The sequence below is a fragment of the Nocardia wallacei genome, from assembly GCF_029868745.1.
GTDB classification, from domain to species: domain Bacteria; phylum Actinomycetota; class Actinomycetes; order Mycobacteriales; family Mycobacteriaceae; genus Nocardia; species Nocardia wallacei_B.
In genome coordinates this window covers 1-24,742 of sequence record NZ_JARWOP010000386.1, presented here as the reverse complement: position 1 = coordinate 24,742, position 24,742 = coordinate 1, and the positions used below count along the sequence as shown (strand labels likewise).

Genomic DNA, 24,742 nt, shown 5'->3' with positions numbered 1-24,742 from the left:
CTGGGCCTTCACCAGACCCAGAATCTCGGTACGGAAATCCTCCAACCGGTCCGACCAGCGCAACCCGCCACGCGCCACCGGACCGAACCGCAGATGCACACCCTCTACCCGGGGTGAATACACGAAGATCTCGAATTGCGGTTTGGGCCTGGGCAATTCGGTGATCGAGTGCGGATCGAACTTGAAGGAGAGGTATTCGGTGAGGTTGCCGCTGTCGTCCTGGCGGTAGTAGTTGGTGCGCAGGGTCGCGGTGATCAGGCCGAGAATCGCGCGCAGGATGCGGTCGGTGTCGAGGCTGACGACCGCGTCGATCTCGCCCTGCAACCGCTCGGCGGCGGCCGCGGCGCGCGCGGAGGCCACCGGCCCGACGCCCTCCGGGTCGAAGTACGCCTCGAACAGTTCGGCGAACGAGCGCGCCGTGGTCGGGTGCGTCAGCAGCACGCGGGTGATGTTGCCGAAGGTGTAGGCGAAGCCGACCTGCTGCAGGTACTTCGCGTAGGCCCGCAGCATCGACACCTCCCGCCAGCCCAGACCGGCGCGCAGCACCAGTTCGTTGAGACCGTCGTTCTCGGTGCGGCCGAACCACATCGCGGCGAAGGCGTCGGCGAACCGGCGGCGCAGATCGTCCTCGGACACCGTCGGCGCGCCGGGGGCCGCGGGGACCGAGCCGCCGCGCAGCGCCGCGGCCGGGATCCGCAGCCCGAAATCGTAGATCCAGCGGCGGGAACCGTCCGCGATGTCCAGCGCGTAGGGCCGCTCCTCGACCACCTCGACGCCGAGGCTGTGCAGCAGCGGCAGGATGCGGCTCAGCGATACCTCGGCACCGGCGACGTAGAGCGCGAAACGCCATTGGTCGTCCGCGGCCCCGGCCCGCCGGTACAGGTTGGTGTCGATGTCGCCGTCGGCGAGTCCCTCGAGCCGCTGCAGATCGGCCAGCGCGCGGGACGGGTCGTGCTCCTGCTGGTAGCCGGGCGGGAACGCCTCGGCGTACTTGCGGACCAGTGCCGCGGGGACCGTCGGCACCCCGGCAGCTTCCGCCACCAACCGGTCCGACCAGGTCAACGTGGTGGCGAACAGCAGTTCCTGAATGCGCTCACGGTTCGATTCGGAGATGTCGGCGGGTTCCGCGCCGGGCCGGCGGTGCACCGTGAAATACACGACCGCCAACTCCGATTCGGTGGCCCGCGCGGAGTACGCGAGCTGCTCGGCGTCGAACTCCGCGCGCAACACATCGGCCATCCGCAGCCGGACCTCGGTGCCGTACCGGTCGCGAGGCATGTAGACCAGGCAGTAGACCGCGCCGCTGCGGCCGTCGCGCCGGATGAACAGCCGCACCTGACGGCGCAGGCCCAGATTCATGACCGCCGAGACGGTTTCGAACAGGCGCCGGGCGTCGGTGGAGAACAGCTCCACGCGCGGGAAGGTCTGCAGCATCTCCAGCAGCGCCTGGCCCGAGAAGGAGTTCAGGCCGAATCCGGCCCACTCGATCACCTGATGCACGCGCCGGGAGATGACCGGGATGTCGAGGATGTTCTCGTGGGAACCGGCCACGGTGAACATGCCGACGAATACGTGCGCGCCCTTCGGCCGCTCCGGGCGCTGTCCGCCCTGCTGTGCCCGCAGGTCCGGCTCGCCGTAGTCGCCGACGCTGACGAAGTAGATGTCCGGCGAACCCGGCATCACCGCGTCCGCGGATCCGTTGGCCAGTCGCAGCACCGAGCTGTCGCCGTCGAAGGCCGGCACGGCGATCTGCGCGCCCGACTCGCCGCGCAGCACGCCGAGCGCGGTACCCGGAACCTTGTCCGGGTCAGGGAATCCCGGCTGCGGCGGCGTCGCACCGGACAGCTGGTAGTAGCCGTACCCGAGCAGGGTGAAGTGGCCGTCGGCGAGCCAGCGCAGCAGCCGCGCGCAGTCGGTCACCTCGTCGCCGGGCAGCCACTCCGAGGCGTGGTCGAGGCGGTTGGCCAGACCCAGCATCGTGCGCACCATCGCCTGGGCGTCGTCGTCGACCTGCCGGATGGTCTCGAGCAGCCGGGGCAGCGCGGCCTCGATCCGCTCGATCAGCTCGTCCTCGACCTCCGCGCCCAGCTGCACATGCATCCAGGACTCGCGCACGGCGTGCCCGCCGCGGCCCGGCACGGCGGTGCCGTCGCCCTCGGCGGGCGCGAGCGCGCGCAACCGGCCGCGGCTGTCGCGCAGCACGTCGAAGACCGGATGGACGACCTCGGTGACCGGTGCGCCCAGCCGCCGCAGCGCCGACGTCACCGAGTCGACCAGCAACGGCATGTCGTCGTTGACGATCTGGATCGCGGGGCCGAAACCGTCGCCGCTGCGATAGACGCGGGCGAGGATGCGGCCCGGTGGGCGCAGTGCCGCGAGTTCGAGGTGCTGGCGGTAGATCTGCTGGGCCCGGTCGCTGATCGCCGGTGTGGCGGCGCCGGGCTGGATCCAGCGGAAGTAGATCGCCTCCAGATCGGTCGGATTGTCACGGAAACGCTTCCACGAGACCGTCTGCTGGGTGGTCGCCACCATTCCTGTACCTTCCCTGACTGCGAATTCCCGCCGACCCGATCTGTCTACCAAAGATTGGTACATTACTTAGCGGTACGTTAGAAATTGTAACATTATTTCCTGGCAAGGTTGTCCCCACCAGCAGGAACAGCGTGCCGGGCCGCCCGCCCGGCCGATCAGCGGAGTAGACCCGACCGCTGCAGGAAGGTGCGCGCGCCCGACCGATCGGTGAACGCGCCCGTCTCGAGCCGCAGACCGCTGCGGCTGTCCGCGTACATCACCGTGGACGAGGGGCCCACCGCCGCGAACACCGTGCCGTCGGCCACGGTCGTCGCTCCGGCGGCGCGCCAGCGAGCGATGGTGTCCGCCACCCGGTTCGGCTGCTCTCGTTGCACCGACACGGTCAGCGACCGGCCGCCGGTGATGCCGCCGGAGAGCAATGCCGAATTCGCCTCGACCACACAGGATTCCGAGGCGCCCGAAGGATCGGCGGAACGGCAGTTCGCCGCCCCGCGCAACGGCTCCGGCAGGCTTTCGACCGAGGAGGACCCGCCTCCGAGCACACCGTCGGCCCCGCCGAGCCCGCCGACCGACGACAGATCCGGCGTACTGCCGCTACACGACCGCATCACCAGGATGGCCAGAATGACCATTGCCACCAGGATCGCGACCGCCGTCCGCCACGACATCGACGCCAGCCGCTCGGTGATGATCTTCGCCGCGTCCGACGCCACCTCCTTGCCGGCGCCCTCGGCGGTCTTCGCCACGTCCTCGACCGCGTGCTCGGCGCCGTGCATCAACCGGCCCGTCATGGTCGAGAACTGGTGGCCCGCAGGATGTTCCGGCTGCGCACCGGCCGTCAGCGGCGCGCCACAGTGTGCGCATCGGGAGTCGGCACCGCCGTTGCGGTGCGAGCAGTACTGGCAGATCAGATGCGACAGAGTCAATGTCCGGTGATCACAATCGAGGAGATGGCGGTGATGTTGACCGACGGATCACCCTTGGACTCCAGGACCGTCAGTGTGATCTTCGAAGCGCTCACCGCCGGTTTGATCTCCGTGGTGACCACGTTGCGCTGGTCCAGCGTCTGCTGGGTGTAGGTGGTGGCGTTGGCGTCGTCGAACCGGTAGGACACCCGGCTCACCGTCCGGTACTTGTTCCACTGGTCGATCCCGTCCGAGCCGACGGCGTCGAACCCGGGCACGATGCCGATCGAATCCACCTGATAGGTCTTGCCGAGATCGATCGTCAGCACCTGGCCGTCGACCTTGTACGCTCGCGGGCACCGCCACGCCTTGCCCGACTCGCCGGAGAAGGCGTCCATTCCCTCGGTGCTGCCCTGCGGGCAGTGCGCCTTCGCGGACTGCACCTGGATCGGCGAGGCGGCGGGGGTGGCCGGGGGCGCGGAGGTCTGCAGCGGAGTGCCGCCGGAGGCCTGGGTGACCACCACGTTCTGGCTGGATTGATCCTCGCCGCCGGTGGTCATCAAGACCAGGATCAGCAGCAGCACCAGCACACCGGCGACGGCCAGCGCCACCTTCGGTTTGCGCAGGTGCACCACCGCGGTCTTGCCCAGTTCGCCGACGCTTGCCGGTTTCGACGCCGCCGACTTCTGCTCCGGCGCGGGCGGCGTCGGCTCCTGCCGGGTCTCGGCGGGTTCGGCCGAGGCGCGCAGGCGGCTCGCGGCCGCCTCGGAATGGTCCGCGGTGAACTCGAGACCGGCCGACGAGTCGGCCGGCTGCCCGTTCAGCAGGGCGAGAATTCGGTCGCTGGCCTTGGGCCCGGAACTGGGACGACGCCGAGCGGCCTCGGGGGCGTCCGCACCGGCGAGGGCCGCCGACGACGACTCGGCGGAGCCGGTGTCGTCCCCCGAAAGTTCTTCGCCCAGAACCGCTGTGCCGGTCACGGACGCCGATGGCTCGCCGACCGCGGCCGCCCCGTTCGGTTCCAGCCCCGGATCGGCGAGCAGCGCGTCCAGGACCGCGCTACGGTGGCGAAGAAATACGTCTCCCGGATCCTCGGCGGGCATGTTCAGGATGGTATCCATACCCGCTGCGGGCGCGGGCGGGCCGAGCTTCCCGTTGCTGAGAACAGCGGGCGGCGATCAGGAATTGCTTTCGGCGGTGATGAAATATTCGGGCGGCACGTCGAAAACACGGGCCAGCGCGATAATCAGATCCAGCCGCGGAATGGCCTCGCCGTGGATCAATCGGTACAGGCCCGACTGGGACACCGGCACATCCGGATAGGCCAGCTCCAGGTGCTGCGCCAGCGAGTAGAGCGTCAACGACCGCGTCGAACCGTCCTCGGTCGACACCACCGATTCCGAGATCAGTTCCGACAATCGCCGGGAAAAGATCGCGGCCGCCGCCTGCCGCGGCGTGAGCGCGCCCTCCCCGTCCGGTTCGTGCCGTGCATCGCCTTCCGACTGGGAGTCCGCTACCACGCCGATAAACATTACCGACCCATTTCTTCCCGACCTACTTCGCCTCGCCCTACCGACCGGTCACCTATGGGCGGCACCGGTGGTACGGGACCGTGCCCGTTCTCCGGCGGGATCACCGCGGGGTCACCTACCCTCGGATTGCCGCCCGGGTCCAGGTAGTCCAGATACCGTGTCTCACCGCGCGGCTCGATCAGATCCACCCGCACGGTCCGCATCGGAATACCGACATCGACGGCCGACGGACTGACCTGATCGATGGCCAGATCCGCGGTGCGGCGGCGCGGCTCGCCCGGGTCGCTGATCGTCACGGTGGTGGGCGCGGCCGAGGCGCGCGGCGGCACCTGGTCGAAGACCGTCACCATGGCCTGCGATTCCTGATCCGAGACGGGGGCGCCCGGCTGTTCCTCGGGGACCAGCCGCAGCGACGCCGGATCCCCCACCGCCGCTACCAGTTGCTCCCACCGCTGCGGCCGCGCCGAATACACCTCGACGTCGGCGCCGACCACCATCGCGCGCAGCACGATCTGTTGTGCGACAGGCAATTCCGCGCGCACATCGATGGTGCGGCGCTGCGGGTTGTACAGCGACGGATCGAACAGCGGCATGGCCAGCGTATGCCGCGGCTGCCCGCTGATCGAGCCCAGGATCTGGCCGTTCGGGCCGATGGCCATGGTGAGACCGTCGACGACCTGCTGGGAGGCGATGTCGCGGCCTTGCTCGTCGCTCGGCACGGCCCGCACCGACGTGCCGGTCGGCAGCGAGGCGAGCAGCGCGGCGGACTGCCGGCCGCCCAATGGCAGCAGATAATCGACCGGCGCGCTGGTGACCGCGGGGCCGACGTATCGCACCAGGCCGCGGGCGCCCACGGCGCCGCCGGCCAGGCTCACCACCACGGTCGTCCGGCCGCGGTTCCACGACCAGCAGTCGTCCAGGCCGGTGTCGCCGAGCCGCGTCCAGTCGATCAGGAAACTACTGATGCTGCGGCTCGCCACCGAGGACTCCAGATGGCCCCATTTCTCCCGCAGATCCGACAGCTCGACACCCGCGTGCAGCAGCCGGGCCGCGCGCCACAGCGCGTCGGCGGGCAGCGGCTGAGCGTTGATGCCACGTTCCCGCAGTCGTCCCGCGATCCGATGGGCCGCACTGGCCAGCGCCTTCGGCGCGACCTCCGCGCACGGCCCGCGGCGCGTCAGCGCCTCCAGATTGCGTTCCTGATCGAGGCGGACCACCAGCCAGGACATCCGGTTGCCGACCACCGGGTGCGAGCCGAGCAGCTGGTCGTAGAGCATGCTGTAGCTGCCGCCCGGACGGACCCGCTGACCGGTGGTCACGATGTCGATGTCCACGGCGATGCCGTACTGGTCCAGCAGCGGCATCAGGGATTCGGCGCTGATGGTGTCCTCGGTGTAGATGGTCTGCTCCGCGATGACCGTGGGCAGGTCCAGATCCGGGGCCAGCTGGATCATCGCCACCAGCGTCGTGCCGTCCTCGTGTACGCCGCACACCCCGGCGGCCACCTGGACATCGGTCACCTCCCACGGCCGGGACCGGTCGCGGGCACGGGATTCGCGGCCGGCCCGGAACGCCACCCAGTCCAGCAGCCAGCGCACCGCGGTGCGATGGCCGAAGCGCACGGTCACCGCCGCCACCAGCACGCAGACCACTACCCCGAGGGTCCACCACGGGGCATGGGCGGACATCCCGGCCAGCACCGGACCCCCACCGACCGTCAGCACGGCGAACGGGCCGCGTTCGACTCCTCCGACCCGAACACTCGGAAAACTCACCTACGCCTCCGCAGTACGCCGTCCGCACCCACACCCAGCACCAGCGTGCCCACCACGATCGCCGCCGAGACCACGAGCGGCTTCAGGTCGCGCGGCCGCGGCGGATCGGGGAGCACCAGCGTGGCACGCTTGTACAGGTCCTCGGGTGGTTTGGGCGGGGTCCGATAGCTCAGCGCCGCAAGCGGATCGATCATTCCGGCGCCGGCCAGATTGTCCAGCCCGCGCGGCATGGCGTGCGCGCTGACCTGCAGCCGCGCCATGATCTCCGACGGGGTCTCGGACGGGAACCGCGAGCGCAGCAGGGCCGCCACGCCGCTGACGTACGCCGCCGCGAACGACGCCCCGCCCACCGGCACCAGCTTGCCCGCCGACCCGACGCCGTTGATGAGCTGGGTGCCGCCGGGACCGAGCGACTCGATGCCGGCGCCCGGGGCGGCGATGCCGACCCACGGTCCCATCAGCGAGCCCGACATGGGCGTTCCCGACGCGGTGGTGAAGCCGACGGTCAGCACGTCGGGGGCGAACCAGCCGGGCGCGGAGATCGTCTTCACGTCCCGCCAGTTGCGCGGGTCGCTCGGCCGGCCGGGATCGACGTCCGGGTTCTGCGCGCAGCCCGTGCCGCTGGTGTTGCCCGCACCGGCCACGATGAGCGCGCCGCGGACGTGCACCGCGTAGCCGATGGCGGCCGCCAGCATCGACTGGTCGACCTGGGCCTCGGCGGTGACACAGACCGGCAGCCCGACCGTGATCACCCCGGCGCCGAGATTCGCCGCGTGGGTGATCGCCCGCGCCAGCGTCCGGATATCGATGACGGACTGGCCCTCCCGCGCCGAGTCGGGCTTCTCCGGGCGAAAAGCGTTGGAGCGGTAGCGAATCGAGATGATCGAGGCTTCCGGCGCGACACCGACGAACTTGTCCGCCGGGTCGGAGGCCGCGCCGATGATCCCCGCGACCAGGGTGCCGTGCGCGTCGCAGTCGGACAACCCGTCGCCGCCGGCGGCGACGTAATCGCCGCCGCCGATGAGGTTGGGCAGGCGCGGGTTCGGCGTGACCCCCGTGTCCACCACGGCCACGGTGACACCGGCGCCACGGCTCAGCGCCCGCGCTCGGGACAGGTCCAGCGAGGTCTCCGGCGGCGGGGCCTGCGTCACGTCGCTGTTCGGCAGCAGGCCGGTCGCCAGGCAGCCGTCCTCCTGCTTCGTCGGGACCTCGGGTCCCGGGGGGCCGTCCGGCGGCGCCGCCCCCACGATCACCTCCGGCGGCTGCAGCGCACCCGCCGGACCGGCCGCTACGCCGAGGATCACGCCGGCGACCATCGCCGCGCAGATCCGGATGCCGATACCGGCAGGGTTCATCAGATTCCTCGCATGGCGGTGTAGATCCCCATGATCCAGAACGCGAGCACCGGGACGACCAGGATCAGCGCGTACTCGACGAGGTCGATGACCCGGCGGGTCACCGGCGACAGCCGCACGCCCGGCAATCGCAGCGCGGCCACGCAGGCCACCGCGGCGGCCACCGCCACCACCACGACGACGACCATGCGAGCGATCGGGGTCGCGTAGGCGCCGACCTCCACGGCCCCCACCCCGACCACCGTGGTCGCCGACGCGACGACGAGGGCGATCGCCTGAATCCGATCGGGGTACCAGCGCGTGCGCAAGGCGACGATGCCCGCGACGGCCGCGGCCAGCACGATCTCGCGGATGCCGCCGGGGCTCGCGGCCGCCGACAGCACGGTCGCCGCGGCCAGCACCGTGGCCGACCCGATGATCAGGCCGCGCAGGCTCGTCACCGCCAGCCGGGCGCGGTCTTCGATGCGCAGCGCCCGGCGGCGATCGTCCTCGGTGCGGTCGGGACCCGGATCGTCGGCCGTGGCGGTCTCGGCGTCGAAGATGTCGGTCAGCGTGGCCGGGGCCACCTCGGTGCCCGGGTCGGGCAGGTCCGGGGGCCGAATCCGGGCCGCCACCACGGCAAGTCGCGGTGCGGCGGTCAGCAGGATCAGCCCGACGAACACGGCGCCGCCGGTCATGTGCTGCTCGGACACCTCGAGATACGCCATCGGCAGCGCGGCGATCGCGACGGCGATGGTGATCACCAGCACCGCCGTCAGCACGGTCGTGCTCACCCTGGTCAATCGCAGCGTCGTCACCGCCGCCGTGGCGGCCACCACCGCGCCCGCGGCGACATTGGCCGCGGCGAACGGACCGGGTTCGCTATAGGCGGCCGGCACCAGCATCGCGCCACCGGCGAACAGCAGCGGCAGCGCGGACAGCACGAGCCCGAGGCACAGTGTCTCCCCGTCGTCGCGGCGGCGCAGCGCGAATCCCGCGATCCAGCAGACCAGGCCCAGCAGCAACGCCGGCAACCCGCACCACAGGACCGAGCCGGACCGCATCCAGGACCACGAGAGCAGCGCGGCCGCGGCGATCGCGCCGACGCCCAGCACGGACACACCGGTGATCGCGACCGTGCGCGGGTCGAACTCGGAGAACTCCCGCTCGTTGATCAGTGCCAGCGCGTCGGTGATGTCCTCGACGACCGGCGTGAACACCTCGGAGGACTCCACCGCCGACAACATCAGCACCGTGCCGTCGATGACGTCGTGGTCGGCGAGACTGCGCCAGCGCGGCATCGGCAGTTCCCCGGGGCGGGCGAGACTCCACTGCCCGCTGGGCGGGGCGAAGTCGATGCTCTCGTCATCGATCGCGCGCGACAGGACCGCGAGCAGATCGTCCATGAACGTTTCGATCGTGAACTTGGTCGGCACCACCACGTCGACCTGATACGAGGACACCATCACCGCGATGCGTGCCCGCGCCACCTCCGCCGATGCCTGGGTCGGCGTCGCCGCCGGCCCGGCCACCGCTGTACTCACAACCGTCCTCCACGACCCGTGGCGACCTGCCCCGGGAACCCGTCACCGAGTGCCGCCGCCAACTCTTCGAACGCCAGCGCCGTCTCCTTCTCCAGCAACCGCAGGTCCACTTCGCCGCCCTCGGCGAGATGCTCGTCGTAGGGCAACTGGAAAGTCGGCCGCTGCGCGGTCGCGAACAACTTCTCGATCTGCGTGACCTCCACCATCGGCTTCGCCGCCTGCGGGTGCACGATCGCCACGACCGAGTTGGCGATCAGGTGCTGCAGGCCGTGCGCCGCGAACCAGTTCAGCGTGGCGACAGCGCCTTTCACGCCGCCTACCGTCGGCGGCGTCACGACCACGACGGCGTCGCTGGTCTGCAGCACGGCGCCGGTGACGGAATCCAGCACGCCGGTGCCGCAGTCGACCATCACCAGGTTGTAGTGCCGGCGCAGCACCGCGACCGCATTGCCGTACTCCGGACCGGACAGCGCCTCGACGGCCTCGGTGGACCACGGCGAGGCGAGCACGGACAGGTCGGCCTCGTTGATCGAGGTGAACGAGTGCACCGCGGAGAACGCCTCGAGGTTCTGCGCGCGGACCAGATCCCGCAGCGTCAGGCCGTAGGGGTGCGGCCTGGTGCGGGTGGGCAGATCACCGAAGTCGGGGTTGGCGTCCACCGCGACGACGCGGTCGGGACGCAGGCTCGCGAATGTCGAGCCGAGCGCCGCGGTGACGGTGGTGCGGCCGACGCCGCCCTTCACACTCACCACCGCGATCTGATAGGTCGAGGTGAGCTGGCGCCGGATGCGCCCGCGGCGCTCCTCGGTGCGCTGTTCCGCCGGGGACAGTCCCAGATTGAAGCCGACCTTGTTCAGCGCGCCGCGCATGCCCTGGGTCGAGCGCAGCTGTGCGCGCCGGGTGGCGGAGATCTCGGCCAGCAGGTCCATCGACGTCAGGGAGGCCGGCAGCACCTCGGGATACGCGACGTCGGTATGTGGGCGGTCGATGCGCTCCAACCCGCGGCCCTCGTCGGAGACCGAGCGGGTCGGCGGCGTCGGTTCCGCGGCGCGGGGCTGTTGCTGGGGCCGGACCTGCGCGGCCGTCGCCTCCGACTGCTGCACCGAGTATTGCTGCGCCGCATGCGGTTGCGACGCAGCGTGCTGCTGTTGTGCCGAGTTCGGTTGCTGTGACTGCGACTGGGCGGACCGGTCCGACGGGGGCTGCGCGGGCGCGGACTGGACGGGTGCGGGCGGCGCGGCCTGGGGCGGCGGCGTGGATGGCGTCCGATCGTGCTGCGACTGGCCCGGGGTACCGACCGTGGGCGCCGACGCGGCCTGGGTGGGGAGTCCGGAGGTGTAGCGGAAGGCGTCCGACCGGTTCTCGGTCGGCGCGGGCTGCTCGGCCGGCGCCTCGACGGCGCTCTGCTGCGGGGAAAAGTACGCGTCGTAGCCACCCCGAGCCCGCACGGACTCGGCCGGATGTCCGTTCGTATTCGGTGCTCGGTTCATGTTCCTCGTCCCTCTCGATCAGCCGGATGTCACCCGGTCCGGCTGGTAGCGAACCAGCTGCGGCTCGGCAGTAGTTCCACCAAGGCGGCGACCCCGGCCTGCAGTGCCGTGTCGTCGCCCGGCGAGTAGGTCGCCCAGACTGTTCCGTCCACGGCGACACTCGGTGTCACCACCAACCGGCCGGACAAAGTATCCAGCACGGTCAAGGCATTGCCCGGCTCGGCCTTCCGGCCGTCGTGGTGCTCGATCATCACGACTTCGGCGCGGCGCGCCACCTCGTCGAAAACTCGGTCGAGCACACCGGCGGTGTGCGGCTGTGCGCCCAATTCCAGCAGCGCCTGCCGACGCTGCTCCACCGGTTCGGCCTGCACCTCGGCGATCTGTTCCGAATTCGCGCGCATCGGCTCGAAGCGCACCGGCGGGCAGGGGCCCAGCGCGGCGACCAGAGCCGCGGTCAGGGTATCGAGCTGCTCTCCTTCCTGGAACACCTGCTGGATCACGACATGGTCGTCGTTTCGCACCGCCAGCACGTGAGTGTCGCCGGAACGCACCAGCGACATGCGCAGCATGCCGGCCGGCTCACCGTCCAGGCCGGTGTCGCGCACCAGCACGGCCAATTCCACATCCGGCCGGTACAGGCAGTGCAGCCAATGTTCCACCGTGGGATGAACGCCGCCGCCGACGAGAATGCCCGCCTCAGCGAGCTGCTCGGCGACGACAGCGTTCACCCGGTCCTGGTCCTCGAGGCGGTACACGTTCGACACCAGGGCCAGTACCAGCGGATAGGAGTCGATGCCGACCATCCCCTGCAGGAGCAGGGCGGCATCGACATTCAGGTCGATCGCGACCGGTTCGCCTTCTGCTCCCGGACCGGCCGTGTCACCCTCCGGTTCCAGCTCCTCGTCTGCCGACAGGAATGCCGGATGAACAGTCGACGACACGGTGATTACGACCTGCCGAGAGCCGCGAACCGGTTGCCTTCCTGAATGTCGACCTGGTTGATGTGCCCGCCCGCGTTGACGTTCTGGGACACGGTCGCGTTCAGCTGCTTGACGGCACCGTCGTAGTTGGTCAGATCGGTGTTGAAGCTGGTCATGGTGGTCGTGTAGCCGTCGCCCATGGCACCCTTGAGGACCGCTTCCAGGCCCTTCTGGAGACCGCGCAGGCGCTCGGTGTTCTCGATCATCGCGGCGACCAGCTGGCCGATCGTGCCGGTGGCGATTTCCGCGGCACCGTAATCGACGTGAATAGGCTTCGTCATGAGAATTACCTTTCTAGAACAATCGGGCTTGTCGAATCAGATGTTGAGGTTGAGCCGGGAGGCGGCGCTGGTGGCGGCGCTGTCGCTGACAAAGCCGTCGTTCCCGGCGATGGAGCCGTCGCCACCCATGTTCGCGTAGACCTTCGCCGCGGCGTCCAAGTCCTCCGAATTGAAGGTGACGTGGTTCTTCTGCATCACATCGACGATGCCCTGCAGATCCTTGGCCAGCTTCGAACCCTTCTCGTAAGCGTCGGCCAGGGCCTTGTAGATGGCGTCACCCGTGTGTCCCTTGACGGCCACGAAAAGCTCGTCCTGGGCACCCGACATCGTCCGGAGGTGGGTCTCGAGCTCACCCATCCCGACGAAAGTGTTGTTCGCGGTCTCGCGGACCAGATCGGGATCTACGTCCGTAATGGCCATTACTGTTCCTCTCCATGAACCTGGATACTCGACCTCGGTGCGTTACCGGGGACGTTCTGACAGGGCTACGGGGGCGTCGTCGTCTTCGCGTTCGATCACACCCACGGCCACTGTTTGTTCGGCCAAGTCGTCGCGCCGGTCGCTCTCGGCGTATTCGATGACGCCGACGATCGGAGGCTTCTCGAGCACCGGCACCTCCTCGAATTCGCCGGGTACGAACACCTTCGACTTCTTGTTCTTCTCCTCATCCCGCCGGCGACGACGCATGCGCGCCTCGGGAGCGGACACACCGCGGCGCGGTGCGCGGTTCGCCGCCGGTGCGGCGGTCGGCTCGTTCACGGCGCCGAATGCCCTTCCCGCGCCGGGGTTCCAGTTCGAGGGCATCCGGAACCCGGTCGACGCGCCCGGCATCTGGCCGACGCCGCCGCTGAACATGCCGAGCCCGACGAGACTGCCCATGCCGCCGTTCAATCCGGCCAGCGTGGTCGAGTAGGGCGAGGTTCCGTAGAACCCCTGCTGCTCCCCCGAGCCGCCGTCGTAGCCGTAGCCACTCGAATCACCGCCGGAGCCATTGGAACTCATGTCGGGGGCGAAGCGGTCGGCGGCGTCGGTCGGCGTCGTGTCCGTCGGATCGGTGGATTGCAGGCCGGTCGGGTCCTTGTCGCCGACCGACCCGAGATCCTCGCCGTTGGGCGTGGGCTCGTTGGTCGATCCGGTCGGGCCGTCGGTCCCGGTCGGGCCGTTGGGTCCGGGCGGATCGGGTGGTCCGGGCGGCGGCGGTCCGGGCGGGCCCGGCGGACCGGGCGGGCCGTCGAAGTTGTTCAGGTGCATCAGGTCCGAACCACCGCCGGTCACGATGGGCGGAGCGGTCAGCGGCGGCGGCAGCGCCGCCAGCGCCGGAACGACCTCCCCCGCATAGCCACCCATCACTCCCGCGGCCGTACCCCAGATCGCGAGATATTCCGCCTCCATGGCCAGCATTCCGGCCGCCGCGCCGGGCATGGTCGCCGAGGCGGCGAGCATCGCCGTCTCACGAACGCGGAACGAGGCGAGCCAGGTTGCCACCGCCGACATTTCGCTCTGGGCGGTGGAGAACGCGCCGGCCGCGACATCCACGAGTTTTCCCGCGGTCTCGGCGACGGCGGCTTGTTCCCGCAGCCATGCCGCGTAATTGCGGAACGCGCCCTGTGCGTTGCTCGAGGAAAGCCCCTGCCACGTCGTCGCCATTTCCGAGGTGGAACCGTCGAATGCCGCCGCAGCGGCATTCAACTGAGCCGCGGTGAGTGAATAGGTGGCCGAACTGATGAGTGTCGAAAATACGCCCGGGCCGCCGAGCAGACGCGCGATATTGATTTCCGGCGGCATTGCGCCGAAAGCAAGTGGCATCGCCATGGCAGAAACTCCCGCGTGGAGGGGTTAGAACTCAATTACCGCCGACGACCGCGCCCTGGGCCGTCACGGCCTCACCGCTCAAGATGTCGCGGCCGGAGTAGGCCTCCCCGACCACCGGCAACGTCACCGCCCCGGTGGCGCCCAGCTCGATGCCCTGTGCGGTGACACCGAAGACCGATTGCGCGTAGGGCGCCAGCACCTGAGTGATCAGGAAGCTGACATCGTCCATCCCCGGGGGAAACGGGACAGCGGAGGGAGCCGCCGCCATCATCGACTCCATCATCGCGGTGGCGTTGACACCCAGCCGGGTACCGATGGTGCCGAGATGGTCGCTATCTACCTGGAGAAACATGGAAGTCTCCTAACAACTCACGCCGACTCTTGTCGAGCGGTACAGAAAGAACGCTAAGGCATCCCCAATCTTGGGAACATGCGTCGGCGAAGGTATCCGCGGCTCATTCCGAGTGGGTGGGCATCGCGCCCTGCACCAGGTCGCGGCGGGACTGCAGCGGCTCGACGAAGATGCCGCGGCCCACCGGTTGCTTCGACGGCTTCACGTCGCCGATCAGCATGCCGTCCATCTTGGTGCCGTCCATGATGAGTCCGGCGCAGTTGAGGTTCTTGACCTGCCCGAGCACGCTGTCGTACAGCGCCATGTCGGCCTGCGCGATATTCCGTGCCGCAATGAAGTGGAATCCGGTGTCGCGGCCGTCGACGATCAGATCCTTCAGCGAGTCCAGCGGATTCATCGCGCCGCGCTGCACCACCATGTGATAGTCGTCCACCACGACAAAGATTTCCGGTCCGCTCCACCACGAACGATCCCGCAGTTGCTGGGGCGTGACATTGTCGGGCGGACGGCGTTCGCGCATCTTTCGGGCGAATACCGGCAGCGCCTCGATCAGGTCGCGTTCGCTGGTCAGATATCCGACCATTTGCTCCTGCGGAATGGCCTCCATGTGCTGGCGGCGATAGTCGACGAGCAGGACGCGCGCCTGATCGGTCGTGAAACGCGTCCGGATCGATTCCAGCAGCGACCCCAGGACCGTCGTCTTACCGCAACCCGACGACCCGAGAATCGCCATGTGCGGCGAACTGCCGAAATCGATCGTGGCGGGGCCGAGGTCGGATTCCCGCACGCCGAACGGCACGACGAGCCGCTGGGCGAGGGTGGCCGGCTGCGGCATGTTCGCGAGGATGTCGGTCAGCACGATCCGGTCCGGCAGCAGCTTCACCGGCGGCGCCTCGCGCCCGGCGTACCTGGTGTTCAGCTCGGCGGTCGCCGCGGTCACCCCGGCCGCCGCCGTCTCCGCGTCACCGACTCCGTCGATGCGCGGCAGCGCGGTGAGCATGTGCAGGCCTTCACTCGAGATGCAGCGTCCGGGGCGGTCCGGCGGAATCGCGGTGACGATGGCGCGGTGCGAGGTGAAGACCGTGTCGGTGAGGTCGCCGAGACGCAGCTCCAGCCGGGTCTGCAACATGTCCTTGATATTCGGCCGGATGGCGGCCCAGCGGGAACTGCTGGCGATGAGATGGATGCCGTAGTTCAGGCCCTGCACCGCGAGCGACTCCATGGTCGGCATGTACTCGTCGTAGAACGGACCGTTGACCGAGAAGCCGATATCCCAGCCGTCGATGACGACGAACACATCACCGTGCAGATCGCCGCGCGCGGTCAGTTCCGCCGATTCCGCCGGTGAGCTACGGCGGCGGCGGAATTCGCGCATGGTGTCGATGTCCAGCTCGCTGAACAACGCCTGCCGGCTGGCGAGCAGGTTCGTGATCAACGCGAAAGTACGCCGGATGCGGTCGATATCGCGGCCCTGCGCGACCGAGCCGACATGCGGCAGGTGCCGCATGGCCGTGAGGCCGCCGGAGAAGTCCAGGCAGTAGAACTGCACCTGTTCGGGCGTATGCGTCAGGGCGGTCGACATGATCATCGTCTGCAGTGCGGTCGACTTGCCCGACTGCGGGCCACCGACGACCGCCACGTGCCCGCCGGCCCCCGACAGATCCACCGACCAGACGTCCTGGCGCTGCTGGCGCGGCTTGTCCACGATCGCGACCGGGACGTGCAGGCCGCCCGCCTGCACCGAGGGCACCAGCTTGTCCAGGGTGGGCGGGACGTTCAGCGGCGGCAGCCACATCTTGTGCGCGGGGCGGCCGATGCCCGCGAACTGCTGCAGCGTCGTCTCCATCATCGTCACCGGCTCGGCGTCCTGCGTCTCCGGATCCGGCGCCACCGCTTCCTGTTCGATGATCGGCTGCGGCTGGATATCGATGATGTGCGCGGCCGTGAACTGCTGCGGCGGTCGGTAACCGCCACCCGCGCGGCGGGCGCGCCGCACCGAGGCCGCCGAGGTCTGTGCGGGCGGGACGTACGGCGAGCCCACGTACGCCGCCTGGAACCGCTGCAACTCGCCGGCGCCCACGCGCAGATATCCGGAGCCGGGCTTCTTCGGCAGGTGGTAGGCGTCGGCGGTGCCGATGGCGTCGCGGGAGTCGCTGGTCTGGTTGGTACGCAAGGCAACTCGGTAGGACAGGTGCGCCTCCAACTCGCCCATCCGGTTCGCCGGGACCTTCTGCGAGGCGAGCAGCAGGTGGATCCGCAGCGAGCGGCCCAACCGGCCGATCGCGACGAACAGTTTCGAGAAGCTCGGGTACTGCTCCAGCAATTCGGCGAACTCGTCGAGGATGACCAGCAGCGTCGGCAGCGGTGGCAGCCGGGCGCCCTGCTCCCGTGCCCGCTCGTAGTCGGCCACGCTGGCGAAGTTCCCGGCGTCGCGCAGGATGCGCTGGCGCCGCGCCATCTCGCCGTTGAGCACGTCCTCCATACGAGTGACGAGGTCGGCTTCCTCCTCCATATTGGTGACGACGGCGGTGACGTGGTGCAACCGGTCGAAACCGAGGAAGGTGGCGCCACCCTTGAAGTCCACCAGCAGCAGGTTCAGCACGTCCGGCGAGTGCGTCGCGATGGCCGAAAGCACAAGGGTCCGAAGGAATTCCGACTTACCCGAACCGGTGGCGCCGATGCACATACCGTGCGGGCCCATGCCCTCCTCGGCGGATTCCTTGATATCGAGATAGACCACGCCGCCCGCCGGGTCGTGACCGAACGGGATGTTCAGCCGCGCCCGGTCGGAATCGCTGCGCTGCACCCAGTGCCGCTCGACCCGGATCGCGCCCGGATCGGGGATGCCGACCAGTTCCTCCCAGGACGTGCCGCCGCTGGACTGCTCGGCGACCACGGCCTCCACCACGGTCGAGAGCCGATACGGGGACACGCTGCGGGCCAGCGACGTCATCGCGGGCACCGACATGACGTCGGCCGTCCCGACCTTGCGGGTGCCCCGGCTGTTCACCTCGAACAGCGTCCGCTCGGCATCGACGGTGAACCGCAGCGAGCGCGGCAGGACCTGTTCGACCGGGCCCAGCCGCAGCCAGGTGCAGCCGTCGACACCCGAGATGTCGCGGTCGCTCACGCTCGCGCCCATATCCACGATCAGCAGGAAATGCTTGCGGTCGGCGCTGGGTTCGCTGTTGGCGGAGAACGGCCCGCGGTTGAGGCCGACGAGGACCTTCGCCCGCAACTCGGCCACATTGCGATAGATCATCCGGCTGGACCCGATCGCGTCGGTGTCGCTGGGATGCTGGGTGTGCGGCAGCCACTTCAGCCACGACCACTGCGGCGCATCCGGATCCGACAGCACCGCGGCGACGGCGACCTGGTCGGGTCCGTGGGTCACGACGATCTCCGCGAGCATCGCGCGGACCAGCCCGTACACCCCGTCGTCGGCGCCGTCGAAGGCCACCAGCGGCGCCGAGAGCAGGTTGATCGCCACCGGCATGCCGCCGACGGTCGAATACGCCTTCGCGAACCGCGTCAGCTCGACCACCCCGACGGGATCGAGGTCGGAGGTCGGCGCCGCCTCGGGCACGATCACCCGGACCTGGTTGGCGATCCGGCCGCGGCCCACCCGCGCGCGCAGGAACTGCGGGCTGGCGACCTGCACCTCCCACATCCGCGTGGTGCCCACGAGCCGCGACAGCCCTTCCGGACCGGGATGGGTGTGGCGCAGATAGGTGTACAGCTCGGTCTCGGCCGTGTGCACGGACTTCCGGTTGTCGGCCAGGCTGCGCAGATAGTCCTTACGTTCCTCGTTGAGACTCGCGGAGTTGGAGCCGCCCCCGGCCGCGCCGCCCAGCATGCCGAACATCGACCCCAGCATCATCATGGGAAAGAACAGCATCATCGGTGACAACTGCCCGCCGCCGCGGAACATCATCACCATCATCCCGACCATGGCGGCCACCATGACCACCGGCATGATCATCTTCAGCCGCGAGGCGGGCACCGGTTTGGGCAACTCGGTCGGCGGTTGCAGGCGCAGTTCGGTGACCGCCGGCGCCTTCGGGCCACGCACCATGCGGGCCGGTCGCACGAAGCGACGGGTGCTGCTCATTACCCTCCACCTCCCAGCCCGACCGCGGCCACGTCGGGCGTGATGGCGTCGTGCGCGATCTTCGCCTCCTCCTGCGACAGCGCGGGGCCGGGGGCGAACAGCGACACGATGCTCCACGGCGCCAGCACCGGCGTCTGCAGCGCGAGCGAGCGCACCGTCTGGTCGGCGCCGGGCGATTCGGCCTTCACGTTGATCCCGTAGCGCACGCCGCTGTCGGAGATCCAGAACAGCGACTCCCGGCGCGGCGACACCGGATCCGCACCCGTCACCTGCACGAAACGACCGCTGCCGCGGGGCAGATACGCCGCGTCGGCGGTGGCGCCGCCGGAGAACGGCGCGGTCACCAGCGGGGCGGGCCGGTTCTGTTCGTCGGCGCCCAGCGGCAACCGCCGTCCGACCAGCAGTTCGGTCAGCGCGTTCGCATCGTTGCCGGTCTTCGACCAGTGGTAGCAAGTGACCGCGGACTTCTCGGGATCGACCACGCGCACGGGGCGATCCGGGAAGTTTTGGGTGCCCGGCCAGATTCCGGGCCGGAGATTCGCCGCGATCACGTCCGGCCCGACCGTGCGGCTACCGGCGATGCCTTGCGAATCGGCATTGCGGATCATCGCCGCCACCACCGCGCTGATCTGGACCACCCCCGACCGCGAGACGACGTAGTACGCCGCGCCACGATCGGGCAGCGACACCGTCAGCACCGCGCCGACCGGCACGGTCAGCCCGGTGACCAGCGTGACCGTCGAGCCCGCCTCGGGAATCTGCGGGACCCGCAGCGGCGCGGTCTCGGGCACGCTGTTGACCAGGCCCGGTGACGCGGGCATCACCGGCGCCGTGGCATCGATGCCCAGCGCCAGGGCCACCGCGGAATCACCCGGGTCGATGGCGGCCCGCACCACACCGGAACCCTTGCGGTAGATCAGCCAGGTGGTGTTGCCGTCGCGCAGCAGCCGGGCCTCGTCCTCGGCCAGCAGCCGGGTGCTGTCGCCGTCGACGGTCAGGGTGGTGCCGATGGCCGTGGTGCGCACCGGCGACTTGGCCCGCGTCGGCAGGCCGGTCTGCTGGTTGATCGGCGCCGAGGCGCCCATCTGCACGGCGTCGCACACCGCCCAGGACGAGGTGTTGCCGCCGCTGTCCACCATGTTGCCGGGCGCGCCGGGAATGCCGACCGTCGGTCCGCGCGCGTACTTCTCCAGTTCGTCGCGCGACACCGGGACCGGGTTGTCGGGCGAGCCGACGATCAGCCGTGCGGAGGCGAGGTTCAACGCGGGGAACAACCGATCACCCAGATGGACGAACAGCGCGCCGGAGTCCTTGTCCGACACGATCTTCGCCTCGTCGACGTGTTTCGCGGGCTTGAAGAACGCCATCACCGCCGCGCCCGCCACAGCCACACAGGCCAGCGCGACGCCGACCGCCAAGGCCGTGGACCGGCCGCGCTGCGGGTCGTCGATCATCGAGGCGTCGCGGCGCACCAGAGCGTGCTCGATCCGGCGCAGCAGGAACCGCCAGCCCGAGATCTGGTGCTTGGTCACCACCCGGAAACGCGCCACGGCGTCAGCCTGTCGTGGAAGGAGCCAACCCGGCCAGCGCGGCACTGATGTCGAAGGCGTCGATCGTCATCAACTCCTCGTTGGTCATTGCGGCCACATCGACGTTGTCCCTGGTGAACCGGTAGTCGCGCTCTGCCTCCGCCGACTCGACCACGTTGCGCACGAAGCGCCCGTTGCCGGCGAGATCGATGAGCCGACGGCCCTTGCGGGTCTGCTCGGACAGTTGCTCGCAGCGATCCCGCAGCACGCCCCGCGCCTGCTCGGACAGCAGCGAATCCTTCTTGCGCGCAATGTGATCGGCGATCTGGACGAGTTCGTCCGCGCTGTAGCTGGAGAACCGGATCCGCTTGGTGAACCGGGAGGCCAGGCCGTCGTTGGAGGACAGGAAGCGGTCGATCTCGTCCTCGTATCCGGCGATGATCACGACGAGCTTGTCGCGGTCGTTCTCCATCCGGGCCAGCAGCGTGTCGACTGCTTCCTTGCCGAACGCGTCGCCGCCGGACAAGCCCTCCTGGATCAGGGTGTACGCCTCGTCGATGAACAGCACGCCGCCCAGCGCGGAGTCGATGAGCGCGTTGGTCTTCGGCGCGGTGTGCCCGAGGTGCGTGCCGACCATGTCGTTGCGCGAGACCTCCACGACCTCGGCGTTCTCGACGACGCCGAGACCGGCGAGGATCTTGGCGATGACGCGGGCGATGGTGGTCTTGCCGGTGCCCGGCGGGCCGGAGAAGATCAGGTGCTGCGAGCGGCCTTCGACGGCGAGCCCGCGCCGGGCGCGGACCTGGTCCATCAGCACCCCGGACTTCAGCCGGTCGACCTGCTCCTTGACCGAGTCCATGCCGATCTGGGATTGCAGCATCTCCGACGCCTCGGCCAGCAGCGCCTCGCGCTCCTTGCGGGCCTCGGTGGCGGCGGCCTCGGTCGGGTCGTCACCGGTCTTGGGATCCCACTTGTCGCGGCGGGAGGCCAGCAGTTGCGGCGTGGTGACCTCGAGCCGGAACGCCTTGTCGCGCACCGCGCGCTGCCATTCCTCGCGCTCGAGCCACAGCGAGGACCCCTGCAGGCCCTTGAGGACCCGATCGGAGGCCTCGTGATCGCCCGTGTGCCGCAACAGCATCCCGAGCAGGAAGTGCGCGTCGGCCCAGATGTAGGAGAGGTTGCCCGAGGAGCTGTCCTCGACGATCCGCTGTGCCCGCGGCATCGCCTCGCCGTAACGGCCGAGATGGGTCAGCGCCTGCGCGGCCATCAGTTCGGCGGCGATGTCGAGCAGTCCGTCGTCCAGCATCGGCCGGTCCGACCGGGCGCCGAGCACGTCGGTCCACCGGGCGGTGCGGAAGTACAGCGACATCCGCACGAAGGCGGACACGTCGTCGCGGGGCACCTCGTCGAGGATCGACTCGGCCTCCTGCCACTCGCCGGCCGCGGCGTACGAGCACGCCTGGGCGATCGCGATCTGGTCGCGATCGGCCATCGCGACGCGCAGCCCGTACATCCCGATCTCGACCTGACACCACAGCGACCGGTCGACCAAACCCGCGCGCTGCTGATCGCGATACAGATTGTGCACCGAACGATAGGCGCCGTAGATCACCTCGGACGTGACCTCACCCGCCATGGCACGACCCAGCCAGGCGTCGCACATATCCGGGTCCAGGTCGGTTGCCGCCCGGAAGGCCGCTGTTGCCTGTGCTTCATTGCGCACGCCCCCGGCGACCAACCCCAAAGATTGAACACCTGTGTAGAACGCGTCCTCGGCCGCTGACACCTGGACTTCCCTTTCGCCATGTCGCCTGCCCGAACGATAGACACACCGGACTCGGCGACCACGAATAAACCTTCCCAGATTTGAGAAGGGGCGATCCGTGGCCACCTAGTTAACTGCCGGTGGACAGAAAATTATAACGTTATTGAACGGCCCATTATATAGCGATAGTATCCGATCGGGTCGTGCCTTCCCACCAATCCTCATGGCGCGACCTCCACGGCAGCGGCCGGTGAGCAATCCCCTCCCGGCCGCTGTCCCTATCCGGACATGGCTGTCAGCAAGTTTCATCGACACCGTCGACACGCCCGACATTCATCGGATGATCCGTCAGCGATACCGCGCCACCTGCGCGGACGGACTGTCAGAAATTATTCTCACGTTCCACTATTGAATGAGCCGTTGTTTAGCGGTACATTGATCTCAGGGTCAACGGTTCCTCATCCCGCTGACCCTCTCCGGGACGGCGGCCCGGGGGCCGCGATCCGGCCACCAGCCGCCGCGAAGGAAGGTAGTTCCCTCTATGTGGCTGTCGGACCCCCTCATCCCGACAGCTTCGCCGCGCTGTGGCCGGAGGGCCGGTAACCTGCCGGCCACAGTGCGGCACCTGCCTGTTCGCGTGACACTTGCGCTCGACACGGCCGTGCCCGGCGAATCTCCGGCACCCTCGAATCTCCCGCGCCCCGAATCCTCAGCTCCCGCGCCGGATCACATCACCCGCACGACGACCGCGTCGCTGGGCATCCGCGACCAGCGCACCTTCGCTCCCGAGTGCGGCGCCTCGATGACCATGCCGCCGCCGGCCGCCAGCTGCACGTGTTCGGGCCCCCGCATGCTGAACGAACTGGCCGGGAACACCAGATCACCGGGCCGCACGTCCTGCGGAGGAATCCGGACGCCGCTGTAGATCTGCTCGTAGGTCGTGCGCGGCAGATGCACCCGGCCGTCGGTGGCCTCCGCGACGGCGTACTGCGTGAGACCCGAGCAGTCGAATCCACCCCCGGTGGGACCACCGACACCGCCGCCACCCCAGATGTAGTCGGTGCCGAGCCAGGCGCTCGCGGCCTGGACGGCATTGCCGCCGGCCGTACCGTCCGAGGCGATCGGCTTGCCCATGCGTGGCAAGCGGGTGGGACCGTGCGACGCGGACGACGACACCGCCCGCGACCGCCGGCGGCGACGCCGCCGCGTCGGCGACGCCGCATGCCGCTGGCGCTGCTTGGGCATGGGCGGCGGCGAGATCTGCGCGGCCTGCCGCTGCGCCGCGGCGACATCGGCGTCGACCTGCCGGGTGGCGCCGGTGATCGTCTGGTGCGCGACGTCGAGCATCGCGGGGCCGCTGAAGCGCGAATCGCCGATCGACGCGATCGCCCGCAGCCGGGCCTGCAGGTCGGAGATCTGGTTGCTGATGTGATTACGCCCGTTGACGGTGTCGTTGCCGGACGTCCCGACGGCCTGATGGACGACGCCGTCCTTGTCCGCGTGCGTCTGCACCACCGAGGCCTGCATGGCCCGCGAGTCGGCGTAGCCGTTGGAACCCACACCACGGTGGCCGTTCGTCACGCTCTCGGTGATATCGCGCAGCGCGGCAGCCTGAGCGGCCGGGTTGGGTTGCCCGGCGCCGTAGAGACCCAGCAGATTACGCAGGACCGAGTCCACATCGTCTGTCAGTGCCGGCGCCATACGACCTCGCCATCGTCCATCACCGACTGCCTTTCAATGTTCGGGCCAGCACACTGCACCGGCGCGAATCACGCGGAATGCGCACGCAGAAGTTGTCAACGACTATGCGCTATAGCATCTCCCGATCGAAACGCCTCTCCTTCCCAGTCTCGGGAAGAAGTAACAATGGGGAGGAAATTCGAGGAGGCGAAGGTATGACGGCGAGTACTGCGCAACCCGGTCTCGGCAATCCGTTGTCGCTCCTCACCGGGCAATCGGCGACGACCGGCGGAGCTCCGCAGCAGTTCGCCTCGCTGCTCGGCGGCACCCCCGCCATGCTGAGCACGGCCGAGACCGACGTGGCCGACGAAGAAAAGGGCGTGGGTGAGCACTACTGGCCGGTCGAGCTGCACCGGCCGGGCGGTGCGTCGGCCGGGCTGAAGGCCGTCATCCAGCTCGCCGAAACCGCCATCCAGACCGCCGTCGACCTCCTCGGCCGTGGCACCCCCGTGCTGCCGCCCAAGGTGGACGACCTGCTGAAACCGGCGGTGTACGAGGACCTCGGCGAAGGCAAGGCCTCCGAGGAATACACCGAGGCCTTCGACAAGGTCCAGAAGCGCCAGAAGGCCCTGGTAGGGCTCGACGACGAGGTGGTGAAGGCGGCGATCGTCGTCGCCGACGGCAAGGACAAGACCCTCGCCGCGATCAAGAACATCGTCAAGGCCCTCAACGCCAAACTGGAGGCGGTGGGCGGCGGCAAGCTCAAGGCCGCCCAGGAGCAGCAGCTGATGACGCTGATCGCCCGCGCGGTGGAGGCGGTCTACAAGCTGGTCAACGCGGCGGCGGAGGTCAACGACGCGGTCGCGGGCGGCTCCGAGGGCGCCGCACAGGGCGCCGCTCAGGCCGGTGGTGGGGGTGGCGACGCCAGTTCGCTGGCCTCCCTGCTCCCGATGCTGGCGATGATCCCGATGGGCCTGATGTCCCTGGCGCCCACGGTGATCGACATGGCCCAGAAGTTCAACGAGAAGCAGCAGGAACAGGCCGCCGGAGGCGCTCCCCCCGCCGACCCGAACGCGGCGCCCGGCGCCCCCGCCGCGGCCCTCGCGGCCGCGCCGCCCGG

18 protein-coding genes are annotated in these 24,742 nt (G+C 69.2%); 1 reads left to right on the top strand and 17 read right to left on the bottom strand.

Going from position 1 to position 24,742, the window contains the following annotated elements:
- From QH470_RS37340 to QH470_RS37260, 17 genes are all read right to left on the bottom strand, one after another.
- Nucleotides 1-2,532 (bottom strand): NAD-glutamate dehydrogenase domain-containing protein (locus tag QH470_RS37340; protein ID WP_280277118.1); only part of this gene is annotated, 2,532 nt, incomplete at its 3' end.
- Nucleotides 2,533-2,687: 155 nt separating this feature from the next.
- Complete coding sequence (locus QH470_RS37335) at nt 2,688-3,458, bottom strand: hypothetical protein (RefSeq protein WP_280277117.1); 771 nt, start codon at nt 3,456-3,458, stop codon at nt 2,688-2,690.
- The gene (locus QH470_RS37330; RefSeq protein ID WP_280277116.1) at nt 3,455-4,540 is read right to left on the bottom strand and encodes a discoidin domain-containing protein; all 1,086 of its coding nucleotides are present in this window, start codon (nt 4,538-4,540) and stop codon (nt 3,455-3,457) included. Before QH470_RS37330 ends, QH470_RS37335 begins: the two co-directional genes overlap by 4 nt.
- A 75-nt stretch (nt 4,541-4,615) precedes the next feature.
- On the bottom strand, nt 4,616-4,957 hold the full coding sequence (locus QH470_RS37325; RefSeq protein WP_232110579.1) for a helix-turn-helix domain-containing protein: 342 nt from the start codon (nt 4,955-4,957) through the stop codon (nt 4,616-4,618).
- A gap of 11 nt (nt 4,958-4,968) precedes the next feature.
- On the bottom strand, nt 4,969-6,744 hold the full coding sequence (eccE, locus tag QH470_RS37320; RefSeq protein WP_280277115.1) for a type VII secretion protein EccE: 1,776 nt from the start codon (nt 6,742-6,744) through the stop codon (nt 4,969-4,971).
- Entirely contained in the window at nt 6,741-8,099 is a 1,359-nt protein-coding gene (gene mycP, locus QH470_RS37315; protein ID WP_280277114.1) for a type VII secretion-associated serine protease mycosin, read from the bottom strand. The genes eccE and mycP overlap by 4 nt, the downstream gene beginning before the upstream one ends.
- Complete coding sequence (gene eccD, locus QH470_RS37310) at nt 8,099-9,622, bottom strand: type VII secretion integral membrane protein EccD (protein WP_280277113.1); 1,524 nt, start codon at nt 9,620-9,622, stop codon at nt 8,099-8,101. Before eccD ends, mycP begins: the two co-directional genes overlap by 1 nt.
- Nucleotides 9,619-11,112, bottom strand: a complete 1,494-nt coding sequence (locus tag QH470_RS37305) for an AAA family ATPase (RefSeq protein WP_280277112.1) — start codon at nt 11,110-11,112, stop codon at nt 9,619-9,621. Before QH470_RS37305 ends, eccD begins: the two co-directional genes overlap by 4 nt.
- Before the next feature lie 29 nt (nt 11,113-11,141).
- On the bottom strand, nt 11,142-12,053 hold the full coding sequence (locus QH470_RS37300) for an ESX secretion-associated protein EspG (RefSeq protein WP_280277111.1): 912 nt from the start codon (nt 12,051-12,053) through the stop codon (nt 11,142-11,144).
- Nucleotides 12,054-12,058: 5 nt separating this feature from the next.
- The gene (locus QH470_RS37295) at nt 12,059-12,373 is read right to left on the bottom strand and encodes a hypothetical protein (RefSeq protein WP_280277110.1); all 315 of its coding nucleotides are present in this window, start codon (nt 12,371-12,373) and stop codon (nt 12,059-12,061) included.
- 36 nt (nt 12,374-12,409) lie between these two features.
- Nucleotides 12,410-12,793, bottom strand: coding sequence for a hypothetical protein (locus tag QH470_RS37290; RefSeq protein WP_280277109.1), 384 nt, complete (start codon nt 12,791-12,793; stop codon nt 12,410-12,412).
- A 42-nt stretch (nt 12,794-12,835) separates the two neighbouring features.
- Nucleotides 12,836-14,185, bottom strand: a complete 1,350-nt coding sequence (locus QH470_RS37285) for a PPE domain-containing protein (protein ID WP_280277108.1) — start codon at nt 14,183-14,185, stop codon at nt 12,836-12,838.
- A gap of 31 nt (nt 14,186-14,216) precedes the next feature.
- Nucleotides 14,217-14,537: a PE domain-containing protein gene (locus QH470_RS37280; protein ID WP_280277107.1), complete on the bottom strand. Its 321-nt coding sequence runs from the start codon at nt 14,535-14,537 to the stop codon at nt 14,217-14,219.
- 103 nt (nt 14,538-14,640) lie between these two features.
- Complete coding sequence (gene eccCa / locus QH470_RS37275; RefSeq protein ID WP_280277106.1) at nt 14,641-18,648, bottom strand: type VII secretion protein EccCa; 4,008 nt, start codon at nt 18,646-18,648, stop codon at nt 14,641-14,643.
- Nucleotides 18,648-20,198, bottom strand: a complete 1,551-nt coding sequence (gene eccB / locus QH470_RS37270) for a type VII secretion protein EccB (RefSeq protein ID WP_280277105.1) — start codon at nt 20,196-20,198, stop codon at nt 18,648-18,650. Before eccB ends, eccCa begins: the two co-directional genes overlap by 1 nt.
- A 4-nt stretch (nt 20,199-20,202) precedes the next feature.
- Entirely contained in the window at nt 20,203-21,900 is a 1,698-nt protein-coding gene (eccA, locus tag QH470_RS37265; protein ID WP_280277104.1) for a type VII secretion AAA-ATPase EccA, read from the bottom strand.
- 768 nt (nt 21,901-22,668) lie between these two features.
- Entirely contained in the window at nt 22,669-23,643 is a 975-nt protein-coding gene (locus QH470_RS37260) for a C40 family peptidase (RefSeq protein ID WP_280277103.1), read from the bottom strand.
- 194 nt (nt 23,644-23,837) lie between these two features.
- Between QH470_RS37260 and QH470_RS37255 the strand changes: the two genes are divergently transcribed.
- A partial coding sequence (locus QH470_RS37255; RefSeq protein ID WP_280277102.1) for a hypothetical protein occupies nt 23,838-24,742 on the top strand: 905 nt, incomplete at its 3' end.